The organism is Streptomyces sp. V3I7, from assembly GCF_030817495.1.
Taxonomy (GTDB): Bacteria; Actinomycetota; Actinomycetes; order Streptomycetales; family Streptomycetaceae; genus Streptomyces.
Genome location: NZ_JAUSZK010000001.1, coordinates 1 through 18,576 on the forward strand (window position 1 = coordinate 1; position 18,576 = coordinate 18,576).

Sequence of the window (18,576 nt, forward strand, 5' to 3'; positions counted from 1 at the left end):
CTGAAAACCCCGCACACTCTCACTGTCCTGCGTACGCACCTGGCGTTCGTCGCCGACGCGCGCCGACGCGGCGACGAGCACGGCCACCTGGACTGGACCCCCGAGGTCTTCCACGCGATCGGCGACGGAGAGAAAGTCGTAGCCGACGCCGTCATGCACTACACCCTCATCGACAGCCAACAGCGGCGGAAACTCCGGGCATTCATCGAGATCGACCGCACCACGATGAGCAGCGAACGCCTGGCGGCGAAGCTGATCGAGTACGCCCGCCTGTGGTCGTACGAGCCGCAGCCCGTCGGCCGACGGCGCCAGACAGACCGGCCCGGCTGGCTGCGCTGGTACCCAGTCTTTCCCCGGGTCCTCTTCGTACTCACCGGCGCTTCACGTCAGACGATGGACAACCGGATCAACGACCTCAAGGCCATGGTCACTCACCAACCGCTCGTAGCCGACCTGGCCCGCGAAGTTCCATTGGGGGCAGTCGTCCTGAACGACCTGGAAGAACACGGCGCTACCTCCGACGTGTGGGTGCCACTGACTGGGGGCAAGCCCCGCCCGTGGACCGAACTGTGACACCACAGCACCCCGCCTGGCCGGGTAAGGCACACCAGTCCCGTCTTGAAGGCCAACCATGAGAAGAACCGGCAGGCGAAGATCTCGTTCTTGTGAACGGAGGGAAGGTCGTCCGCGCGGAACTCGGTCGGGTTCGTGTGCGGCCGGAACGAGCAAGCACACAGGACTACAAACCGACATCCGGTTCCGAAAGCGACCGGTGCAGCCCGAGTTGTAACGAGTGAACCTACGGGGCAGGGAAGTTGACCGGCATGTACGTAACTTGCGACTGCGCACAAGCGTCACCGCAACTCAAACCAGTCGTCAGGCCTGGTTCCTCCGAGCGGGAGTTGACTCAGCGGCTTCACACCACGTCACACGGGGAGACAATGTGACACACACACCACGGCGCCCGATGAAAACCACCATCATCTGCGATCGTACTGTCCGCTTCCGAAACCGCGCGGTCGTAACTGTCGCATTGGGTGCCGCGCTAGTCCTGACCGCGTGCAGCTACTCCGATGGGCAGAGAAAGGCAGCCGAGACCTCCCCCGCGGTTTCAAGTACGCCTGCATCGCCGTCGGTTGACGCAACCCAGGCAGCGAAGGCAGAGGTGATTGCCAGCTACCGCGCCTACTGGAAAGAAGTCGAGCGGGTCTACGCCAACGCCAGCGTCGACGGAACGGACATTGCTACGTACGCGGCGAGCGCCGCCCTCGTACGGGCCAAGAGCGACAGTGAACGTCTGCGCGTGAACGGACGCCTTATCACAGGCACTGTCCGCGTCAACTATCCGAAGGCCACGGTCAACCTGAACCGGAAGATTCCCAACGCGAAGATCACCAGTTGCCTGGATGTTTCGCGGTGGAACCCCGTCGACAAAGACACCAAGAAGCCTGCCCCGCTGCCCTCGACGCGCATGACGAAATACATCACTGTCGCCACGCTCGAGCGGTGGGATGACCGATGGAAGGTCATCCGAGACGAGCCGCAGGCGGGTCGAGCATGCTGACCTGGCGACTTTCCCTCGGTTGTGCCAGCGGGTTGACGGCCATCTCCTTGACCACCCCCGCTTCTGTTGCCGTAGGACCAAGGGAAGGTGGTGGTGTAGGAGCCTGCGACACGGTCTACGTGTGCGTGGACGCCAACGCGCTGGGAGGTGGTGGCAGAGGTCGTTCCGGTAACGACCAAACGTCACGCAACAATGACAGCAACGACAAGAACAAGAATCCCGTCCAATGCAATTACAAGCTTGCCGACCCGCAACCGCCGGCCGGCAGTCTCGATTGGGAAGGGCACAAGCCGGGCGACGGCGCTGTGTACGTGCAGACATGCCAGTACCTGGACAGTGCCCTGACCGTGGAGCGCATGGGCTGGTCGACTGAGTTGCCTCAAGCCCCCGCGGTCAACCCAGCCGCCCTCGCTCAACAGGCGGTGGACAAGATGCGGCTACTCGGTCCGGATATCGCGAGCCCGCGCGCGGCCGGGCGGTACACGGTGGGTGTGCCGATGTGGATGTGGGTCCACCGGAGCGCCGAGACCTACGGGCCGAACACCGCGTCGGCTTCGGCTGGCGGCGTGACCGTCACTGCGACCGCCAAGGTATCGAAGATCGTCTGGCAGATGGGCGACGGGACCTCCGTGACGTGCAACGGCCCCGGTACCCCGTACCAGGCCTCCGAGGGTATGGCGCAGTCGCCGACTTGCGGGCACGTGTATTCCAAGACGTCAGCCGGTGCCCAGGGCGGCAAGTACCAGGCCACCGCGACCTCGACGTGGACGATCGGCTGGCAGGGCGGCGGAGCGGCCGGCCAGCTCACCGAGAACCGGCAGAGCAATGTGCAGGTGGCAATCGGCGAGGTGCAGGTCGTCAGGTGACGCCGCCGAAAGGAAAGAACGTTGAGTAAGACCCGAGTACGTGTAGACGCGGCGGGCTCGACCGGAGTCCCTCAGCAGGGACGTGTGGCCGGACCGGTTACTCCCCCGCGGGTGTCGGCCCGGCGACGACGCCCCGGTGTCATCGCTCTGTCGTTGGCACTGATTGCCGCGGGAGGAGCCGGTGTCGCCGTCCTGCTGCTGCAGGTCGGCGACCGCATCGAGGTGGTGACCGTGGTGCGCGGTGTCCAGGTCGGCCAGGTGGTCACCGAGCATGACCTGGGCAAGGCCTCTGTCGCCCTGGACCCGCTCGTCACGGCAGTCCGCGGCAGCGACCTGGACTCGGTGGTGGGCAAGCGGGCCGCCGTCGAGCTCACGCCCGGTTCCCTGCTCTCGCCGTCTCAGGTGACGAAGGACAGCCTGGTGAAGGCCGGCGAGCAGTTGGTGCCGATCGGGCTCAAGCCGGAGCAGGTGCCGGCCACGGCACTGGTGCCGGGCCAGAATGTACAGCTGGTCCACGTCCCGGCCCAGGGCGAGACGGACACCGGCAAGACGTCCGACACGTCGCTGCAACCCATCGACGGTCGGGTGGTGAAGGCCTCCAGCGCCGCGCCCGGCACCGGTGTGGTGGTCGTGGACGTCGCCACTACTGCGCAGGACGGCGCCACGGCTGCCGCATGGGTGTCGGCCGGTACCCTGCGCCTGGTCCTCGCTGCTCCGGGCGGTAACTGATGGCTGTGATCGCGCTCGCGGGCTGCAGTGGCGCGCCCGGCGTGACCACGAGCGCTCTCTCCCTGCTGCTGTCCTGGCCGCTGGATCCGGGGCGGCGGATGGTCCTGGCTGAGTGCGACCCGGATGGTGGAGCCGTGCTGCATGGTCTGCTGCAGGGCGGGCTCGGTGACCGGCACGGGCTGCGTAACATCTCTGTCGCCGCCCGTAGGGGCGAGTTCAGCGAAGCTTTCTGGCGGCAGTTGATCGACCTGACGAGCGAAGACGGCAACGGGAAGGCGCCGGGCGACCGGCTGCTGCTGCCTGGCATCAGTGACCCCGCGCAGTCGGCGAGCCTCGGCACGGTCTGGAAGATGCTGGCGCAGATGTTCCGCGGGATCGACGCCGAGACTCACCACGATGTCCTGGTCGACCTCGGTCGCCGAGGCGCGTACGGGCCCTCCGGGGTCTTGGCCGAGCAGGCCGATGCCGTGTTCGTGGTCGTCCGCAACACCCTGCGCTGCCTGCAATCAGCAGAGGCCCGCGTGCGCGCGCTGGAGGAGCGCGTCGGTGACGTCGGCCTGCTGATGATCAACGAGGGTCCGTATCCCGCAGGTGAGGTGCAGCGCGTTCTGCAGGTGCCGGTGGTCGCGACCCTCCCGTATGCGCCGAAGGATGCTCGTGTGCTGTCCGATGGTGCCGAACAGCCGCGTCACTTCGCGAAGTCGCCGCTGATGAAGGCTGCCCGCACGGCCAGCACCGTGATGGTCCAGCGGGCCGCCATGCGCCGGGCCCGACTCGATCCACGCGGCCTACACGCGGCGGGCGGAGAGGTGACCCGTGCACGCTAGGCCCCTGCACCCCGACCCCACGGTGGCGCCGCTGCCCCAGGCGTGGACGCAGCAGCCGAACAACGCGCCTGCCCCTGCCGGTGCTGCCTCGAGTGCACACGTACTCGGCGCGGCAGCTCCTCAGGTCACCGTCGACTACAGGATGGCCCGGGAGATTGCGTCCCAGGTCGCCAAGCAGCGCGAGGAGCTGCTCAAGACCAAGCCCGGCATGGACCGGGCCAGCGAGGAGCAGCGCTGTCTGAACTGGATCGCCGAGGCCGTCGCGCTGTGGTCGGACGCCCACGCGATGACGCCGCAGGAAGACGAGGCGCTGCGGCGCGCGGTGTACGACCTTCTTTTCCGGGCCGGCCGGCTGCAGCCGTATCTGGATGACGAGCGGGTCGAGGACATCATCATCCAGGGTCCGCGCGAGGTGTGGCTCGACTATGGCGACGGCGAGCGTCGCAGGGTCGGCCCCATCGCGGAGTCAGAGGAGGAACTGCTGGAGCTGCTGCGGGGGTTGGCTCGCGGTTCCGGTCACAGTGAGCGCACCATCTCCACGGCGAACCCCACCCTTGCTCTGTCCCTGCAGGACGGCTCCCGCCTTCAGGCCATCACCGGGTTGGGTCCGATGACCTATGCGGTCATCCGTCGGCACCGGGTCTCCCACGCCGATCTCGATGACCTGGTACGGCTGGGCACCATCGACCCGATCCTGCGTGAGTTCCTCGGTGCGTGCGTGCGCGCGGAGAAGAACATCATGATCGCGGGCAAGCAGAAGGCGGGGAAGACCACGCTGATGCGGGCGATGCTCAAGGAGTTCGACCGGGAGTGCCGCTTCGCGACCATCCAGACCGAGGACGAGCTGTTCGCCCACGCCAACGGCTACCACAAGCAGGTCGTCTCCCTGGTGGGGCGCGAGTCCAACGGCGAGAAGGACGTCACCGGGCGGGGCGCCGGCGAGGTCACGCTGCTGGACCTGATGCATCCGGCGCTGCGCATGTCGCTGGAGCGGATTGTGGTCGGCGAGGTCCGCGGCCCGGAGGTCGTCGCCATGATGCAGGCGTTGACGAACGGGTCGGGCGGCAACCTGTGCACTATCCACGCGCGTCGGCCGGACATCATCTTCGACCGGATCGCCGAGCTGTATGCGCTCGCCCAGGAGAACCTTTCTGAACAGCTTGCCTACCGGCAGACCGCCAACGGTCTGGACTTCATCGTGTACGTCGATATGACGGACGAGACGCGGATCGGCGGCCGCCGTCACCGCTATGTCTCCCATGTCCTGGAGCTGACCGGGATCGGCGAGAGTGGGCGGCCGGCTACCAACTCGGTGTTCTCTCCTGGTAGCGAGTTCGGTGAGTTGCGGGCGGTGCCGCGCATGGATCCGGGCTGCATCGACGACCTGCGCCGTGTGGGCTTCGACTCGGCTCTGCTGCAGCAGCCATATGGGGCGTGGCAGGCGCCGCTGCCGCTGAAGGTAGGGGTGAGCCGATGACCCTGCTGTTGGGGCTGTTGAGCGGCATGGCCGTCGTCGGCGGTCTGATCGGTGTCGTGGCGGGTCTGGTGGGAACGACCGCGCCGCGCAGGGCTTTCCTCCGCGAGCGCTGGCAGGCCCTGCGCGGTGGGGAGCATCAAGGCGAGGACGTGCGCCTGCGCCGGCGGACCCTCACGGTCGTGTCCGTCGTGGTCTTCGTTGCCGTGTGGCTGGTCTCGGGGAATTTCGTCGGCGGTGTCCTGCTGGGCGCGGCCGTCGTCGGCGTGCCCTGGCTGATTTCTCCGGCGCAGATGGCTCAGGAGCGCATCGGCCAGCTGGAAGGCTTGAGCGAGTGGACGCAGCGGCTGGCCGGCCTGCTCCGGCTGGGCATGGGTCTGGAACAGGCGATGATCACCAGCCGTCAGGGGGCGCCGGAGGAACTGGCCCCGCAGATCAGCAACTTGTCCGACCGGCTGCGGCTGGGGAGGCGGCCGCAGGGAGCGCTCCGCGCGTTCGCCGATGAACTGAACGATGTCACCGCGGACAAGGTGGTCGCCGCGCTCATTTTGTCGGTCAACGACCGCGGCCCGGGCTTGGCTCAGGCGCTGGAGGACCTGGCAGGCACGGTCCGCGAGGAGGTCGCCAAGAAGCGCGCGATCGAGGCGGACCGTGCGAAGCCTCGGACCACGGTGCGGTGGATGACCATCATCACCGTCGGTGTCATGGTCGCCGGATTCTTCGTGCCGTCCTACACGAAGCCGTACGCGACGCTTCTCGGGCAGCTCGTCCTCGCCTTCCTGACGGCGGGGTTCGTCGGGGTGCTGGCCTTGATGCGGCAGTTGGGCTCGTTCCGCCGTATCCCCCGTTTCTTGATCACTGACCCGACCAGCACGGTCCGACTGCCTGCGCCCACGCCGGGGCCGGACCTGCCGATGGCTGCCCTGGAGCCGGAAGGAGCCATCTCGTGAACCTGCTCCCCGCCGTTCTCACCGGCGCCGCCATCGGCGTCGGCGTGGCGTTGCTGGTTCGGGAATTCCTGCAGCCTCAGCCCGCGTTGGGCCCGGCCCTGAAGCGCAGCGCTCCAGCCGCTCTGACGATGCCCGAACCGGAGCCTGACCGCGAGGAGGTGTGGGGCCGGTGGCTGCTGGCCCGCCTCGAGCGGGCCCCGGGCGTCCGGGTCCCCACCACGAGCCTGGCCCTGCTCGGGCAGGGGCCGGGCCAGTTCATGCTCAAGAAGATCGCGCTCGCTGCGCTGGGTCTGCTCAGCCCGGTGGTCGCGACGATTCCGTGGATCATCGCGGGCGTTGGCCTGCCGTTCTACGTGCCCGCCGGCGTCGGACTCCTCGTTGCGGGGCTGCTATTCATCACGCCCGACCTCGCGGTACGGGACCAGGCCAAGCGGGCCCGGGAGGAGTTTACTCACGCCCTGTCCGCCTACCTCGACCTGGTCGCGCTCAAGCGGGCGGCCGATGCCGGCCCCGCCGAGGCGCTGGAGAAGGCGGCCGAGGTCGGGGAGGGCTGGCCGTTTCTGTATCTGCAGGGCGCCCTGCGCCGGGCCCGGCTGGAGAAGATCCCGCCGTATCAAGCGCTCGCGGAACTGTCCGCCGAATACGACCTGCCGGTTCTGGACGACGTCGCCGACATCATGCGCGGCAGCGCCACCGACGGCGCGGCCGTCTACAAGGCGCTGCGGGCCCGTACCGCCGCGCTCAATGCCGAGTTGCTGGCCGGGCAGGCTGCGGAAGCGAACGCCGTCAGCGAGAAGATGACCGCGCCCGGGGCCTTGCTCGCCGTGTTGGTCATGTTGCTGATGGCGTTCCCGGCGGTGATCCGCATGCTCACCGTCTAGACCACCTCGACTCACTGGTTTTCTGAAGGAGCAAGGAGTGCCGATCTTGATGCAGACCGCAGCCCTCACCTGCCGTGCCGTGCACTGGCTGACCACCCGTCTACACGAGGGCCTGGAGGAGGCCAAGCGTCGGCCGGACCGCGGGGACATCAGCATCACCACCGTCATCATCTGGGTGGCCGTCGTCGCCGGCGCTGTCCTGATCGCCGGGACCATCGCTGTCGTGATCTCCAAGTACAACGGCAAGCTCGCTGGAGTGTGATGTCTCGTTGCGAGCATCTGAAGGGCTGGTGGGCGGAGCGCAGATGGCGCGACGACCGCGGTGGCACTGCGATGCAAGACGACCGCGGTGACACTGCGATTCAGATGGCGATCATCTTTCCGTTCGTGCTGATCGCCACGGTGGCCGTCGTCCAGGTCTCCATGTGGTTTTACGCACGGCAGATCGCGCTGACCGCTGCCCGCGAGGGTCTCACCGCGGCCCGGGCCTACCAGTCGAGGCCGGCCGACGGTGCGGACCAGGCACGGGAGGTGCTGGGCCGTACTGCGGGCGACAGCCTGACCGGATACAGCGTCTCTGCCAGCAGTAGCGGCCAGCGCGTACGGGTTCAGGTCTTGGGCTCCGCCATGTCGATGATCCCGGGCATCTCGGGCCTGCAGGTCGTCCAGTCAGCGTCCGGCCCGGTGGAGCGCTGGACCCTTCCGGGAGAGTGAACCAGGTGGCATACACGGCCCGTCGGGCTCGCAGGCTCGGGAGTGATGAGGGCAGCACCGCGATCGAGGCGGCCATCATCCTTCCGTCGCTGATCATGTTCATCTGTCTGGCGATCACCGGCGGGCGCATCGTCACCTCCGGCGCGAAAATCGACGCGGCAGCCGAGGACGCGGCTCGGGAGGCGTCCATTCACCGCACGGCCGCGGCCGCCCAGCAGGCCGCGCAGACGGCGGCGGCCGAGTCTCTGAACGACCAGGGCATCACGTGCGCGTCCACCACCGTCGACATCAACACCGGTGGTCTCAACGTGCCGGTGGGCCAGGTGGGAACCGTCACCGTGACCGTGACCTGCACGGTCGATCTCTCCGATCTGCTGCTTACGGGGGCACCGGGGGCCCACACCCTCACGTCGACGGCCACCTCGGTCGTGGACCAGTACAGGCAGCGGGGTAATTGATGATCTCCCGTCCGGCAGGTCTGCGCCGAGCGCGGTTGGACGACCGGGGAGGCGTCACGGTGTTCGTCGCCGTCTGCGTCATCGCGCTGATCGGCATCATCGGCGTCGCCATCGACGGCGGCAGCAAGATGCGCGCCACCGAACACGCCGACTACATCGCGGGCGAGGCCGCCCGGGCAGGCGGACAGGCCATCGACCCGACCAAGGCCATCAGCGGGGAAGGGACCGTCGTGAATCCGCAGGACGCAGTCGCCGCCGCCCAGGCCTACCTGCACTCCGCCCGTGCCACCGGCACCGTCACCGTCTCCGGCGACGGCAAGACCCTCAACGTCGTTGTCACCGGCTCCTACGACACGAAGTTCTTGTCCGTGGTGGGGATCGGCTCGCTGTCGACGACCGGCCGCGGCAAGGCCACCCTCCTGCATGGCGTCACCGCTCCCGAAGGAACCTGATGCGCACCGCTCCCTCCCCCGCCGCAGCGACCGGACGCACACTCGGCCGGCTCCTCACAGCCGTACTGAGTCTGCTGGTCCTGGCCTCCGCCGTCGCCGGGCTGCCGCTGCTGCTCGCCTGGACCACCCCGGTCATCTGGGCCTCCACCCACGACGACCTCACACACCTGCTGGACCGGCAGGACACCGGTTCAGCGTTCCTGCTGCTGCTCATCGCGGTGGGCTGGACCGGCTGGGCACAGTTCGCGTTCTGCGCCGTACGCGAGCTGATCGCACAGGTGCGGGGCCGGACGTGGCATGCCCCGCGCGGGCTGGGCGCCTCACAGCGGGCCGCGGCTCTTCTGATCGGCAGCATCCTGGTGCTGCTGCCTACGAGTTCGGCCCTCGCCTCCACCGCCCAAGCCGCCCCGGCCAGTACAGCGGCTCACATCCCCGGCCAGACCCATACCTCGCAGGACGCCAACTCCGTGCACGCCTCGACCCCCGCGGCAAGCTCGGCGACGTCCCACCCGCAGTACACGGTGCGCGAGACGCGGCCCGCGGAAAGCCTGTGGGGCATCGCCGCCAGCGAGTTGGGTGAGGGCGAACGGTGGCGGGAGATCGCCGAACTGAACGAGGGCCGGGTCATGGCCGACGGCCAGGTCTTCAAGGCCAACAGTTTTCTACAGCCCGGCTGGCAGTTGGTGATGCCAAAGCCCCCCGGCACAGCAGGGGGCGTCCGTACACAGCTGGCCGACGAAACCCCGCCGAGCCGCGAGGACGACGCGGGCGGCGAGGGCGGCGAGGGCGGCGAGGGCGGCGAGGGCGGCGAGCACATTGTGGCGGTCCACTCCGGCGACTCCCTGTCGACGATCGCGGAAGACGAGCTCGAAGACGCCGACGCGTGGCCGGCGCTGTTCAAGGCCAGCCAGGGCAAACCGCAGCCGGATGGCCTGCCCGCCATCTCCGATCCGAATGTGATCTACGCGGGGCAGCAGGTCACTGTGCCCGACAGCCACACCGACCAGCCGCCCCTGGAACGGGACCAGGGCAATGAGACGGGCACCACAGGCAGCAAGGAGCCCCCTCCCCCGACCGCCCAGAAGCCCGGAGGTGAGCAGAAGCCAGGTGACGGCCCAGGACATGAGCAGGCACCCGCGCCCGCGTCCCCGGAGCCCAGCGCACCGGCCAGTCGGCCTGCTCAGCAACCCGGACAGGAGCAGGCCGCACCTTCCGCTCCGGCCTCCGCGACGCCCGAGCCAAGCGTGAGCGTCTCACGTCCCGCTGCCTCCCCCTCCGCGTCGACTGAGCCGTCCGGCTCCGCTGCCTCCTCCGCGGCCGCGGCGTCCGAGACCCCGGCGATGGCTCCGGCCAGCAGCTCTCTGAACCTGCGGACCGTTGTGGGTGCCGGGGCGCTGTTGGCGGCCGCCGTCACCGGTGCTCTCGCGTTGCGCAGGACGCTGCAGCGCCGCCGCCGCAAGCCCGGCGAGACGATCGCCATCGCGTCGGAGACCTCCACGGCGGAGGCGCAGTTGGCGGCTGCTGCGGAGCCAGGCGGAGCCTCCCGATTGGATGTGGCCCTGCGCACCCTGGCCCACCAGGTGGCCCAGGAGGACGACGCCGCGCTCGTGCCGGCTTTGCGGGCCGCCCGGATCGGGAGCCGCTCCTTGGAGGTCCTGCCCGAGGACCTCGCCCTGGAGCCGCAGGCACCCTTCGTCTCCGGGCAGGACGGATGGTGGGTCCTGCCTGCCGATGCTGACCTCCTGGACGAGGAGACGGCACGCGCGGTGCCGGCACCGTATCCAGGGATGGTCACGGTCGGCAGCACCGAAACAGGTGACCTCCTGCTTCTCAACCTCGCTCAGATGTCGTCGCTGCTGCTGGACGGCAACCCGGTCCACATCGCGGAGGTGTGCACCTCGCTCGCTCTGGAGCTCGCGATGAGCCCGTGGGCGAGCGAAGTCGAGGTCGTCACCGTGGGGTTCGGCGAAGACCTGCCCCAGCTGCTGCCCACCGCGCGGATCGCCCACATGCGGCAGGCGGTGCACGCGCTGCGGGACCTGGGTGAACGGCTATTGGAAGCGCACCAGATGCCCGAGATCCAGCACCAGCCGTATCTGCTGCTGTGCGCGTCCTCTCTGGACCCGGACGTGGCCTGGGAGTTCGCTGACGTCATCGACAAGGCCCGTACGGTCCCTGTGACTCTGATCGCCCCTGCGAGCACGGCGGCCGCGCACTTCCCCGAGGCGCAGATCCTCAACGCCTCCCTCAGCAAGCCGCAGAGCCTCGACTTCGCCGGCACCGACATCACGATCCAGCGCCTGGAGCACGCCGCCTACCTCCAGATCACCACCGCCCTGAAGGTGTCCGGACAGCCACCCCACCCCGCCGAGGGGCCCTGGCAACACGTCCCGGACGAGCCCAACAGGACACAGCAGCCCGACCAGACATCCACCCAGGGGGTCGTCCTCGAGCCCGAAACCGCCACGCCCCCCAGCCCCTCGCCGACGCCGGCGGACGCAAGCAGCGAGGTGTTCCCGGCGCTGCTCGCCGCTACGGATCCGGCCTCACTCCGCCTCCTGCCCACGACGCCGCCCCAGGCCGACGACGGCCCCGGCCCAGACACCGAAACAGCGCCCCCGACCGCCGAACCGGGCACTGCCGAAGCACCCCCGACGGTCAACGACGCCCCTGCAAACTCCGGCAACGAACCCACCGCGCCGGAGACGGGCCAAGTTTACGACCCGCACGCGCCGGAGATCCGGGTCCTGGGCCCGACCGAGGTGACCGGCGTGGACAGCACCGGCCACGGACCGCGGATGGCACAGCTCGCCGCCCTGCTCTTCTTCCGGCCCGGGCGAAGCGCCGACCTCCTCTGCTACGACATGGACCCCCTCAGCCCCTGGACACCGAGCACCCTCAACGCCCGCATGCAGGGCCTGCGCCGCTCCCTCGGCAACGACCCGGCCGGCGCCCCCTACGTGCCGCGCCGCAAGTCCGGCGAGGACCCCTACCGCCTCTCCCCCGCCGTGCGCTGCGACTGGACCCGCTTCCTCCACCTCGTCGAACACGCTCTGCCGTTGGGCTCCTCCGGCCTTGCCGATCTGGAAGAGGCCGTTGCCCTCGTGCGCGGCCGCCCGTTCGGAGGCAGGCCACTGCCGTGGGCCGAGCCCTACCAGCAGGAGATGATCACGCGAATCATCGACGTCGCCCACACCGTAGCCACCTACCGCACCGCTGCGGGCCCGCACCACGACCTCAGCGCTGCCCGCCGAGCCGTCACCACCGCTCTCGAGGTCGACGACACCGCGGAACTGCTGTACCGGGACTGGCTCCGGATCGAACACGCAGCCGGCAACCGGCACGGGCTCCACACCGCGATCAGCCGCGTGCAACAGGTCAACCTGATGTTGGGCTGCTCGCTGGAGGCGGAGACCGACCAACTCATCAACGAACTACTCAATCACGCCCGACCCCAACCACAACACCACCTCTTCTAGCGGAGCAGCCCGTGCACCCGTTGAATCCCCGCACCCACCACGTGGAGAGGTGTCCCGAACAGGGGCCCAGACGCCGGGCGTGACCTCACCAGCGAACCCTGCGCCATCACGGACCTCGTCGGCACGTCTGTGACGACGTCTCCAAGCAGCTGCGGAACGGCTGCCTGCACGCGGCAGTGTCCATCGATCTGCCGCGCGCGCACGAGGCTGCCGCCCCGGCCGCGTCCGACACGGTCACTGGACCAGCGGCGCATTCCGTGTACCACTGCACGAACCCCTGTCCGAGCTGGCAGTCGAGTACGCGCCTCGGCGTTGCAGGGCCGACTCGGCCCGGACACTGAAACGAGCGGGCGGCCCCGGCTCATCAACGGAGTGCCGCTCGCCGAACTTCCCCAGTCCGTTGACAACGGATCAAGTGCGGCGAGGAGTGTGCCTGGCCGTTTCCAAGAATCCCCGTCAGTGGAGCGCTTACCCGTGCTGACTCTTGGTGGGGCGCACGAGGTGCTGTCATCAGGGCCGACGACGGGCGAAATTGCTGACGGCTGCGGTCAAGGAAGGCCTGAGCCGTCAACGTTGCACGCTGATGCGCCGGTTTGTTTCTTGCGGTTGCAGCGGTTGCAGCACTGATGTCAGTGGCCGGTGTCACGCTACTCCCATGACATGCCTTGCTTCCGTGACCCTCACCACCGGTGACCTGCGCGCCCTGGCCGAGGGCAACGACATCCCCGGTCTCCTGGAAGATGACGGCTACTTCCGCTGTGAACTGCGCGGCTCCCACCCTGGACGTCATGTCACCCTGGTAGACCACCTGGCCTGGGACGAGGACCCGCCGGTCACGACGCACTGGCTGTGGTGGGACAGCAGCAGCCATCACCTCACCCACGCACCGTCCTGCTTGAATTGCCATCTGCCGCACAACCATCCTGCCGACTCCGGCTGCGGCGCCAGCGCCAGCCTGTGTACGGCTGCCACCACCATCACCGACGCCGACCGGTCCATGCTCGAGGACCTCGAAGACGCCGTACACCAGGCCGAGACCGACCACCGCTGCCAGTACACAGCCGGCCACGAAGGCCCGCACATCCGCCTCGCCCAGAGCCAGGACCGGCCCGACAACACCAGCACCGCATGGTGGGTGTCGTGGCCCATCCCCGACGGCACTCCCTATCGCCTCGCCATCATGCCCGAATGCCCCGCCACGGCAGCCGACAGCAACGACGACGGCCTGTGCCTGCACCCGTCCGGCCACCCCGGCGACCACTGCTGGTAGACCAACACCGCACCAGTGCCTCCCGTCCCCTTCCCAATGGACCGCCCAGCGTCCCCGCGCCAGCAGAGACATTCATCCGTGCGTGGTTGGCCTGGTGCAGACCACCCTGCACGCCTGCCAGGAGAACCGGTTTGAAAGCAGGCGGACCGATCTGGTGCAGCCGAACGCCCACGCCTGCGAAGGGGTGTTCTGTGCTGTTGCCGGTACGAAGGCCAGGTCTGAATTCCCCCCACGGCCGGGGTGACGATGCACGAGGCTCCGGGGCGTTCTTCGTCGACGCTGCCGCCTGCATTGCCTTGCGTTCGTCCGTGCCCAGCTGCTGGCGCGACTGCGACGGTCGATTCTCGCAGGCGCGGTGTTCGTGTCGCTGAAAGCACCGCAAGTGCACACGATGCCGCCGGTTTCGGATTCCACCGGTTGATCTCTGCTGGCTACCGGAGGCCACTGGTGTGGGCGTGGATCAGTGGTGATGCGGGATTCCGGTGGAGCTGGCGGGTGTATCCGTGGGTGGCATGGGGTTGGGCTGCCGGGTGTGGGCTGTTATCTGAGTTCGACGGAGTACGAGGCGCCGGGGAACTCCCAGCCGTCGGTGCCTTCGCCGATGTCCGCCACGATGATGTCGTCGATGAAGTGGTCCTCGAACGCGGTGTCGGTGAGCTCGCCGGCCTGCCAGAGTTCCTCGATCTCGTCCCAGTTGCCCCGGTGGCCGTCGATCCGCAGAGGCGCGGCCCGCCGTGTTCCGCGCTCGCGTTCGTCGTCGCCGGTCCTGACGGTGCCGCTGATCTCGAACTGGCCGTCCTTGACCTGATCGGGGATCGGCTCGGCGGGGGCGATCGCAGCATTCTCGTAGGCGGTGTGAATGAGATCGCGGTAACTGCGGCGGATGTTGTACTCGGGGTCGGACAGCCAGTTGATCAGGGTCTTGGTGGTCACGTGGAGGCCGGCTTCCTCCAACGCCTGGTAGCCGCGCTGGGTTGAGGTGAGCTGGCTGATCTGGGCGTGCCAGTGCTTGGCGGTGTAGGAGGACAGCCGGTGGCGGGGGGTGACCTGGGCGCGCAGGAGGTCGTTGAGGGCGGCACCGAGGGAGCCTCCGCGGCCTGTGGGGCCAGCCATCAGTCGTCACCTTCGGGGATGATCTCGCCGCGCTGGACGAACTTGGCTTTCACTTCGCCGAAGCCGGTCCCGATCCGGTACGTGGCGGGCGGCGTTCCGGGCGGCGTCCAGAAGACGGCCGCGTCGACGTTGCGCAGGGCAAGGAGTGTGTGGCCTTCCTGGACGGCCCTGAAGGCCACGCTCCAGTGACGGACGGATGCCTCGGCCACCATGCTCATGCGCCAGTCGGGGCGCCAGAACGGGGAGCGCTGTTCCTGGCGCTTGGGCCACAGCAGGCGCAGCGCGATCGACAGGCGCGTCTTGTATGCCTTGTACGGGTCGCCGCCGACCTGGACGAGTTCGGTCCGCGCCTTCCGGGTGGCCTCATAGAAGGGCTTGAGGAGGGACTCGTTGGCCTTCCCGGTCCACGAGTCGTGGATGGCCGGCACGGCGTCGAGGTGGCCTTCGCGGACGAGCTTCTCGAGCTGCTTGATGTGGGGGGTGGTCACCCACACGCGGCCCTGCTCGTCGGGCCGCTCGATGATCCGCCCCAGGGGGTGCGGCATGTCGGCGCGGTTCCACTGCGGGATGTCGATGAGGTAGATGCCGGCCTGAGTCTTGTCGAACGCGTCGAGGGGACCGGTGTGGAGGAGCCTGTTCGGGGCGAGGGGGACGGCCGAACAGGCGGAGGGGTAGCTGCCGTTGCGGTCGATCAGGCACATCACGCCGTCGCCGAAGAACTCGGGCACGTCGAGCTGGTCGCGCCGGACGCGCTTTCCGTTCGCCTTGATGTGGGGCACGCGGGTGAGGGTGACATCGGGGTGCACCCAGCGGGGCTCACCGTCCATGTCCTCGCTGATCAGCGGCCACGGACCGCTGTCCCGGTCTTTGGTGCCGATGACCGGGATCGGGTGCATCTTCGACCGTGTGACCGCGTCCTTGAGAATCCTCAGAGCAGGGAAGACCGCCCCCTCGGGCTCGTCCTCCTCGTCCCCCGGCTTCAGACCGTCCTGGCCGTCTTCCTCATCCTCCGCCGCGTCGTCCCGGGCGTCACTGACCGCGGGGGCGTGGACTTCGGCACCAACAGCAGCGGCCTGCCCGTCACTTCCGGAGGCGTCAGCGGAAACCGGGGTGTCGTAGGCCCTCAGCGCGGCGGCGAGCCGGTGCCCCTCAGCGGTGTCCGGCATCCGCGATACTACGGCGGCGGCCTGGAGCAGCGACGGCAGAATCCCCTTCAGGGCTTCCAGGTCACCGCCGGCGCATGCGGCACGCCATGCCGCCAGCTCGTGGGTGAGAGCGGCGGGGAGTCCTTGGTGTCCGCCGGACGTGTAGGGAAGGGCCGCCTCGGCCAGTTCCAGCGCTGCCGTCTTGCTGATGACCGGCGCGGGCGCTGGCCCTTCCGGACTGGGGGCACGGTCCAGGGGGGCGGCTCCGGCGTCGAGGAAGCGGGCGTGCAGCAGGTCGGGCCGCAGGTATGCCGAGCCGATCACGCCGAAGTCGCGCTCCGCGACCGTCACCTGGACCTTGGCGGGGTCCTCAGTCGGTGCCAGCGTGACCAGGACGTCGGCGTCGAGAAGACCGAGGAGCGCGGGGTCGTCGCTGTCGATGATGGCCAGGACCGGGACGTGCAGCGTCCGGGCAAGGGAGGCCAGCACCTGCGAGGCGTCCGGCAGACGGTCGCCGGACAGCGGCAGACGAGCGCTGGGGGTGGCCTGGAGCCGGTCCACGACCACTAGGGCCAGGTCCTCGACGTGCGGGGCGGTCTCCGCGATGGCCTCGGTGGTCAGGTCACTGCCGTCGTCGATCAGTAGCGGTGCCTGGACCAGCTTCTGGGCGAGCTGCTGCTCGTGCGCGGTGAGACGGCCCTGCTTCAGGCGCGGGTAGTCGCCGCCGGTCTCCGCGGCAAGGATCCGGCGCATGATGTCCGCCCGGTTCGGACCCGACGCCGCGTAGAGCACCTTGTGGCCGTCGACGAGCGCGGTCTGCCGTGCGGCCGCCAGCCCAAGCAGACTTCCACCGACATTCGGGGCGGCCGCCACCAGCGTCAGCCGGCCGGACGGCACGCCGCCCGTCGCCGCGTCCAGCCCGGACAGCCCGAACAAGGGCCCGGCGGCCTGGTCGGAGGTGAGCACCGCACCGATGGCATCGCCCAGCGTGGCGAGCCGGCGCGGCGCGGTAGTGCGATCCGGATTGCGTGGACTGTTCACCGCACCTCCTGCGGGCGCCGCGTTGGTGGCCGCGGCCGGATCGGATGAGGGAGAAGTCGAGACGACGTCGGCAGGCAGCAGCACCGCGACCGGCGTGGTGTTCCGCAGGAGCACCTGCGGCTGCCCCTTTGCCGCCCGCGAGATGAGGTCACCGAAATCCCTCTGCGCCGCACTCAGGACGTGCGTCGGCAGCAACTCGGCCTTCCGTGCCGCCGGAAGACGGTCGAGCGGCGCCAGCACAACACGGTCCTGCCGTTTGTGGATCAGGGTCGTGCGCCCGTTCTCAGCGCGTTTCACAAGGGTGTAGAGGGCACTGCGTGCCTCGGTCGCGTTCATCGCGCCCTTTTCATGCACTGCACCCTCCCAAGCCCATCAACTCATCGCCATGATAGCAGTATTCACACAGAAAAAGGGGAAGAATCACATAGTTTCCAGCGAATGTCACTCACCGATAAGACTTTCGGTGTGAGTTGACTCCCTGCATGTGACGTCGCCCGAGGCGTTAATGAGTAGTCGGGCACACGCCGAAGACCGGAACCTTCCACACCGGCCCCGACCCTCCACTCACTTCTCCCGCAGACGAGCACACACTCCGCCTGACGCGTCGTCGGCTACCTGTCGTCAGCTGTGGGTTCGCTCCTCGGCTACGTCGTTGTACGCGAGGTGCCCGACCGCTGCGCAGGCCTTGCTCAAGCTGCCATGCAGAACGCCCGCGAAGTCCCGCGCCCTGCCGGACGACTCCGCGAAACGCTCGAGCACCTCTTCCAGGGGATCGCCCCGCCAGCCGGACCCGGCCTGACCTGACGGCGCCTGCTGCTGCACGCCACCGAACTGCACCGGCAGTCCCGCAACCGCTCCACCACCGACGGGCTGCCGGGCATGACCAGCCGCGACAAGCTCGCCGCCGACGACGTCACGCATCACCTGATGGACCACCCCCACCGCCTGCTGCGCGAGCTCGGCGCGACCGACGCCGCCCACCTACGCGGCGTGATCCCCGGACAGAAGGTGTTGGTCGCCGGTGTGGGTCTCCACCCAGACCCCGCCGATCCCATCCGGGAAGCTAGTCATCTTCTGCACGCTGGAGGACGGCTCCGGCCTTGCCGACATCGACTTCTTCGAGGACTCCCACGAGGCCTGCCCGGCGAGGCCCGCGGCCCGCGCCACCCGCCCGTCTAGCCGCGCTGTACACCACAACTGCAGGCTCGACAGCTACTGCTCTGGTGCCGCTCCCTCCGCAGACCAGCTCCGCCCGCATCGCCTGCGAGGGTGATCGTGGGTAGCTGCCCGTCCCTCTCTGTCCTAACTGTGAGTTAGGTGGACATGAAGAGGATTTTGTCTTGGAGTGCGGTGGTTGCTCTGACGTGCGTCGTCCCACTCGCGACGCCAGCAGCCGCTGACTCCAGTTCGTGCACTCACCATTGGTCGGGCCCGCAAGTGTGTATCCGTCTCGAAGGGCGCAATTCGTGGAATTCGGTGACGGCGATCTGGTCGAACCCACCGAAGAAAGCGAAGACGAGGTCGGTTCGGGTCACCTTGGACGGTGACCAGCTCGGGTCTGCGCAGACGGCCCGGCGGGTGGGCAAGACGATCAGCTACAGGTGGTCGGCGTT

General features: G+C 68.5%; 17 protein-coding genes and 1 pseudogene. 15 read left to right on the forward strand and 3 right to left on the reverse strand.

The window, feature by feature from the left end:
- The 14 genes from QFZ74_RS00005 to QFZ74_RS00070 form a co-directional block, all read left to right on the forward strand.
- A partial coding sequence (locus QFZ74_RS00005) for a replication-relaxation family protein (protein ID WP_307618692.1) occupies window positions 1-573 on the forward strand: 573 nt, incomplete at its 5' end.
- Between the two features lie 394 nt (window positions 574-967).
- Entirely contained in the window at window positions 968-1,564 is a 597-nt protein-coding gene (locus QFZ74_RS00010) for a hypothetical protein (RefSeq protein WP_307618693.1), read from the forward strand.
- 125 nt (window positions 1,565-1,689) lie between these two features.
- A complete protein-coding gene (locus QFZ74_RS00015; RefSeq protein WP_307618694.1) occupies window positions 1,690-2,430 on the forward strand; it encodes an ATP/GTP-binding protein in 741 nt (246 codons plus the stop codon).
- Window positions 2,431-2,514: 84 nt separating this feature from the next.
- Window positions 2,515-3,159: an SAF domain-containing protein gene (locus QFZ74_RS00020; protein WP_307618695.1), complete on the forward strand. Its 645-nt coding sequence runs from the start codon at window positions 2,515-2,517 to the stop codon at window positions 3,157-3,159.
- Window positions 3,159-3,986, forward strand: a complete 828-nt coding sequence (locus QFZ74_RS00025; RefSeq protein ID WP_307618696.1) for a hypothetical protein — start codon at window positions 3,159-3,161, stop codon at window positions 3,984-3,986. The genes QFZ74_RS00020 and QFZ74_RS00025 overlap by 1 nt, the downstream gene beginning before the upstream one ends.
- Window positions 3,976-5,463, forward strand: a complete 1,488-nt coding sequence (locus QFZ74_RS00030; protein WP_307618697.1) for a CpaF family protein — start codon at window positions 3,976-3,978, stop codon at window positions 5,461-5,463. The genes QFZ74_RS00025 and QFZ74_RS00030 overlap by 11 nt, the downstream gene beginning before the upstream one ends.
- Window positions 5,460-6,410 carry a type II secretion system F family protein gene (locus QFZ74_RS00035; protein ID WP_307618698.1) on the forward strand — a complete coding sequence of 317 codons (951 nt, stop codon included), beginning with the start codon at window positions 5,460-5,462 and terminating at the stop codon, window positions 6,408-6,410. The genes QFZ74_RS00030 and QFZ74_RS00035 overlap by 4 nt, the downstream gene beginning before the upstream one ends.
- The gene (locus QFZ74_RS00040; RefSeq protein ID WP_307618699.1) at window positions 6,407-7,291 is read left to right on the forward strand and encodes a type II secretion system F family protein; all 885 of its coding nucleotides are present in this window, start codon (window positions 6,407-6,409) and stop codon (window positions 7,289-7,291) included. The genes QFZ74_RS00035 and QFZ74_RS00040 overlap by 4 nt, the downstream gene beginning before the upstream one ends.
- 49 nt (window positions 7,292-7,340) lie before the next feature.
- On the forward strand, window positions 7,341-7,553 hold the full coding sequence (locus QFZ74_RS00045; RefSeq protein WP_307618700.1) for a hypothetical protein: 213 nt from the start codon (window positions 7,341-7,343) through the stop codon (window positions 7,551-7,553).
- A 71-nt stretch (window positions 7,554-7,624) separates the two neighbouring features.
- A complete protein-coding gene (locus tag QFZ74_RS00050) occupies window positions 7,625-8,005 on the forward strand; it encodes a TadE family protein (RefSeq protein WP_373462323.1) in 381 nt (126 codons plus the stop codon).
- On the forward strand, window positions 8,002-8,463 hold the full coding sequence (locus tag QFZ74_RS00055; protein ID WP_307618702.1) for a TadE family protein: 462 nt from the start codon (window positions 8,002-8,004) through the stop codon (window positions 8,461-8,463). Before QFZ74_RS00050 ends, QFZ74_RS00055 begins: the two co-directional genes overlap by 4 nt.
- Window positions 8,463-8,915, forward strand: coding sequence for a TadE/TadG family type IV pilus assembly protein (locus tag QFZ74_RS00060; RefSeq protein WP_307618703.1), 453 nt, complete (start codon window positions 8,463-8,465; stop codon window positions 8,913-8,915). The genes QFZ74_RS00055 and QFZ74_RS00060 overlap by 1 nt, the downstream gene beginning before the upstream one ends.
- Entirely contained in the window at window positions 8,915-12,394 is a 3,480-nt protein-coding gene (locus tag QFZ74_RS00065; protein ID WP_307618704.1) for a LysM peptidoglycan-binding domain-containing protein, read from the forward strand. Before QFZ74_RS00060 ends, QFZ74_RS00065 begins: the two co-directional genes overlap by 1 nt.
- Window positions 12,395-13,049: 655 nt before the next feature.
- Window positions 13,050-13,664: a hypothetical protein gene (locus QFZ74_RS00070; protein WP_307618705.1), complete on the forward strand. Its 615-nt coding sequence runs from the start codon at window positions 13,050-13,052 to the stop codon at window positions 13,662-13,664.
- A 540-nt stretch (window positions 13,665-14,204) separates the two neighbouring features.
- On the opposite strand, the gene QFZ74_RS00075 is transcribed toward QFZ74_RS00070, so the two are convergent.
- The 3 genes from QFZ74_RS00075 to QFZ74_RS30355 form a co-directional block, all read right to left on the reverse strand.
- On the reverse strand, window positions 14,205-14,777 hold the full coding sequence (locus QFZ74_RS00075; RefSeq protein ID WP_307618706.1) for a hypothetical protein: 573 nt from the start codon (window positions 14,775-14,777) through the stop codon (window positions 14,205-14,207).
- A complete protein-coding gene (locus QFZ74_RS00080) occupies window positions 14,777-17,299 on the reverse strand; it encodes a type II toxin-antitoxin system prevent-host-death family antitoxin (protein WP_307618707.1) in 2,523 nt (840 codons plus the stop codon). Before QFZ74_RS00080 ends, QFZ74_RS00075 begins: the two co-directional genes overlap by 1 nt.
- A 285-nt stretch (window positions 17,300-17,584) precedes the next feature.
- On the reverse strand, window positions 17,585-17,785 hold the full coding sequence (locus QFZ74_RS30355) for a hypothetical protein (RefSeq protein WP_373462324.1): 201 nt from the start codon (window positions 17,783-17,785) through the stop codon (window positions 17,585-17,587).
- Between QFZ74_RS30355 and QFZ74_RS00085 the strand changes: the two are divergent.
- Window positions 17,768-18,104: pseudogene (locus QFZ74_RS00085) on the forward strand (DNA polymerase III subunit alpha); the annotation flags it as partial. The gene QFZ74_RS30355 and the pseudogene QFZ74_RS00085 overlap by 18 nt on opposite strands.
- Window positions 18,105-18,576 lie beyond the last annotated feature (472 nt).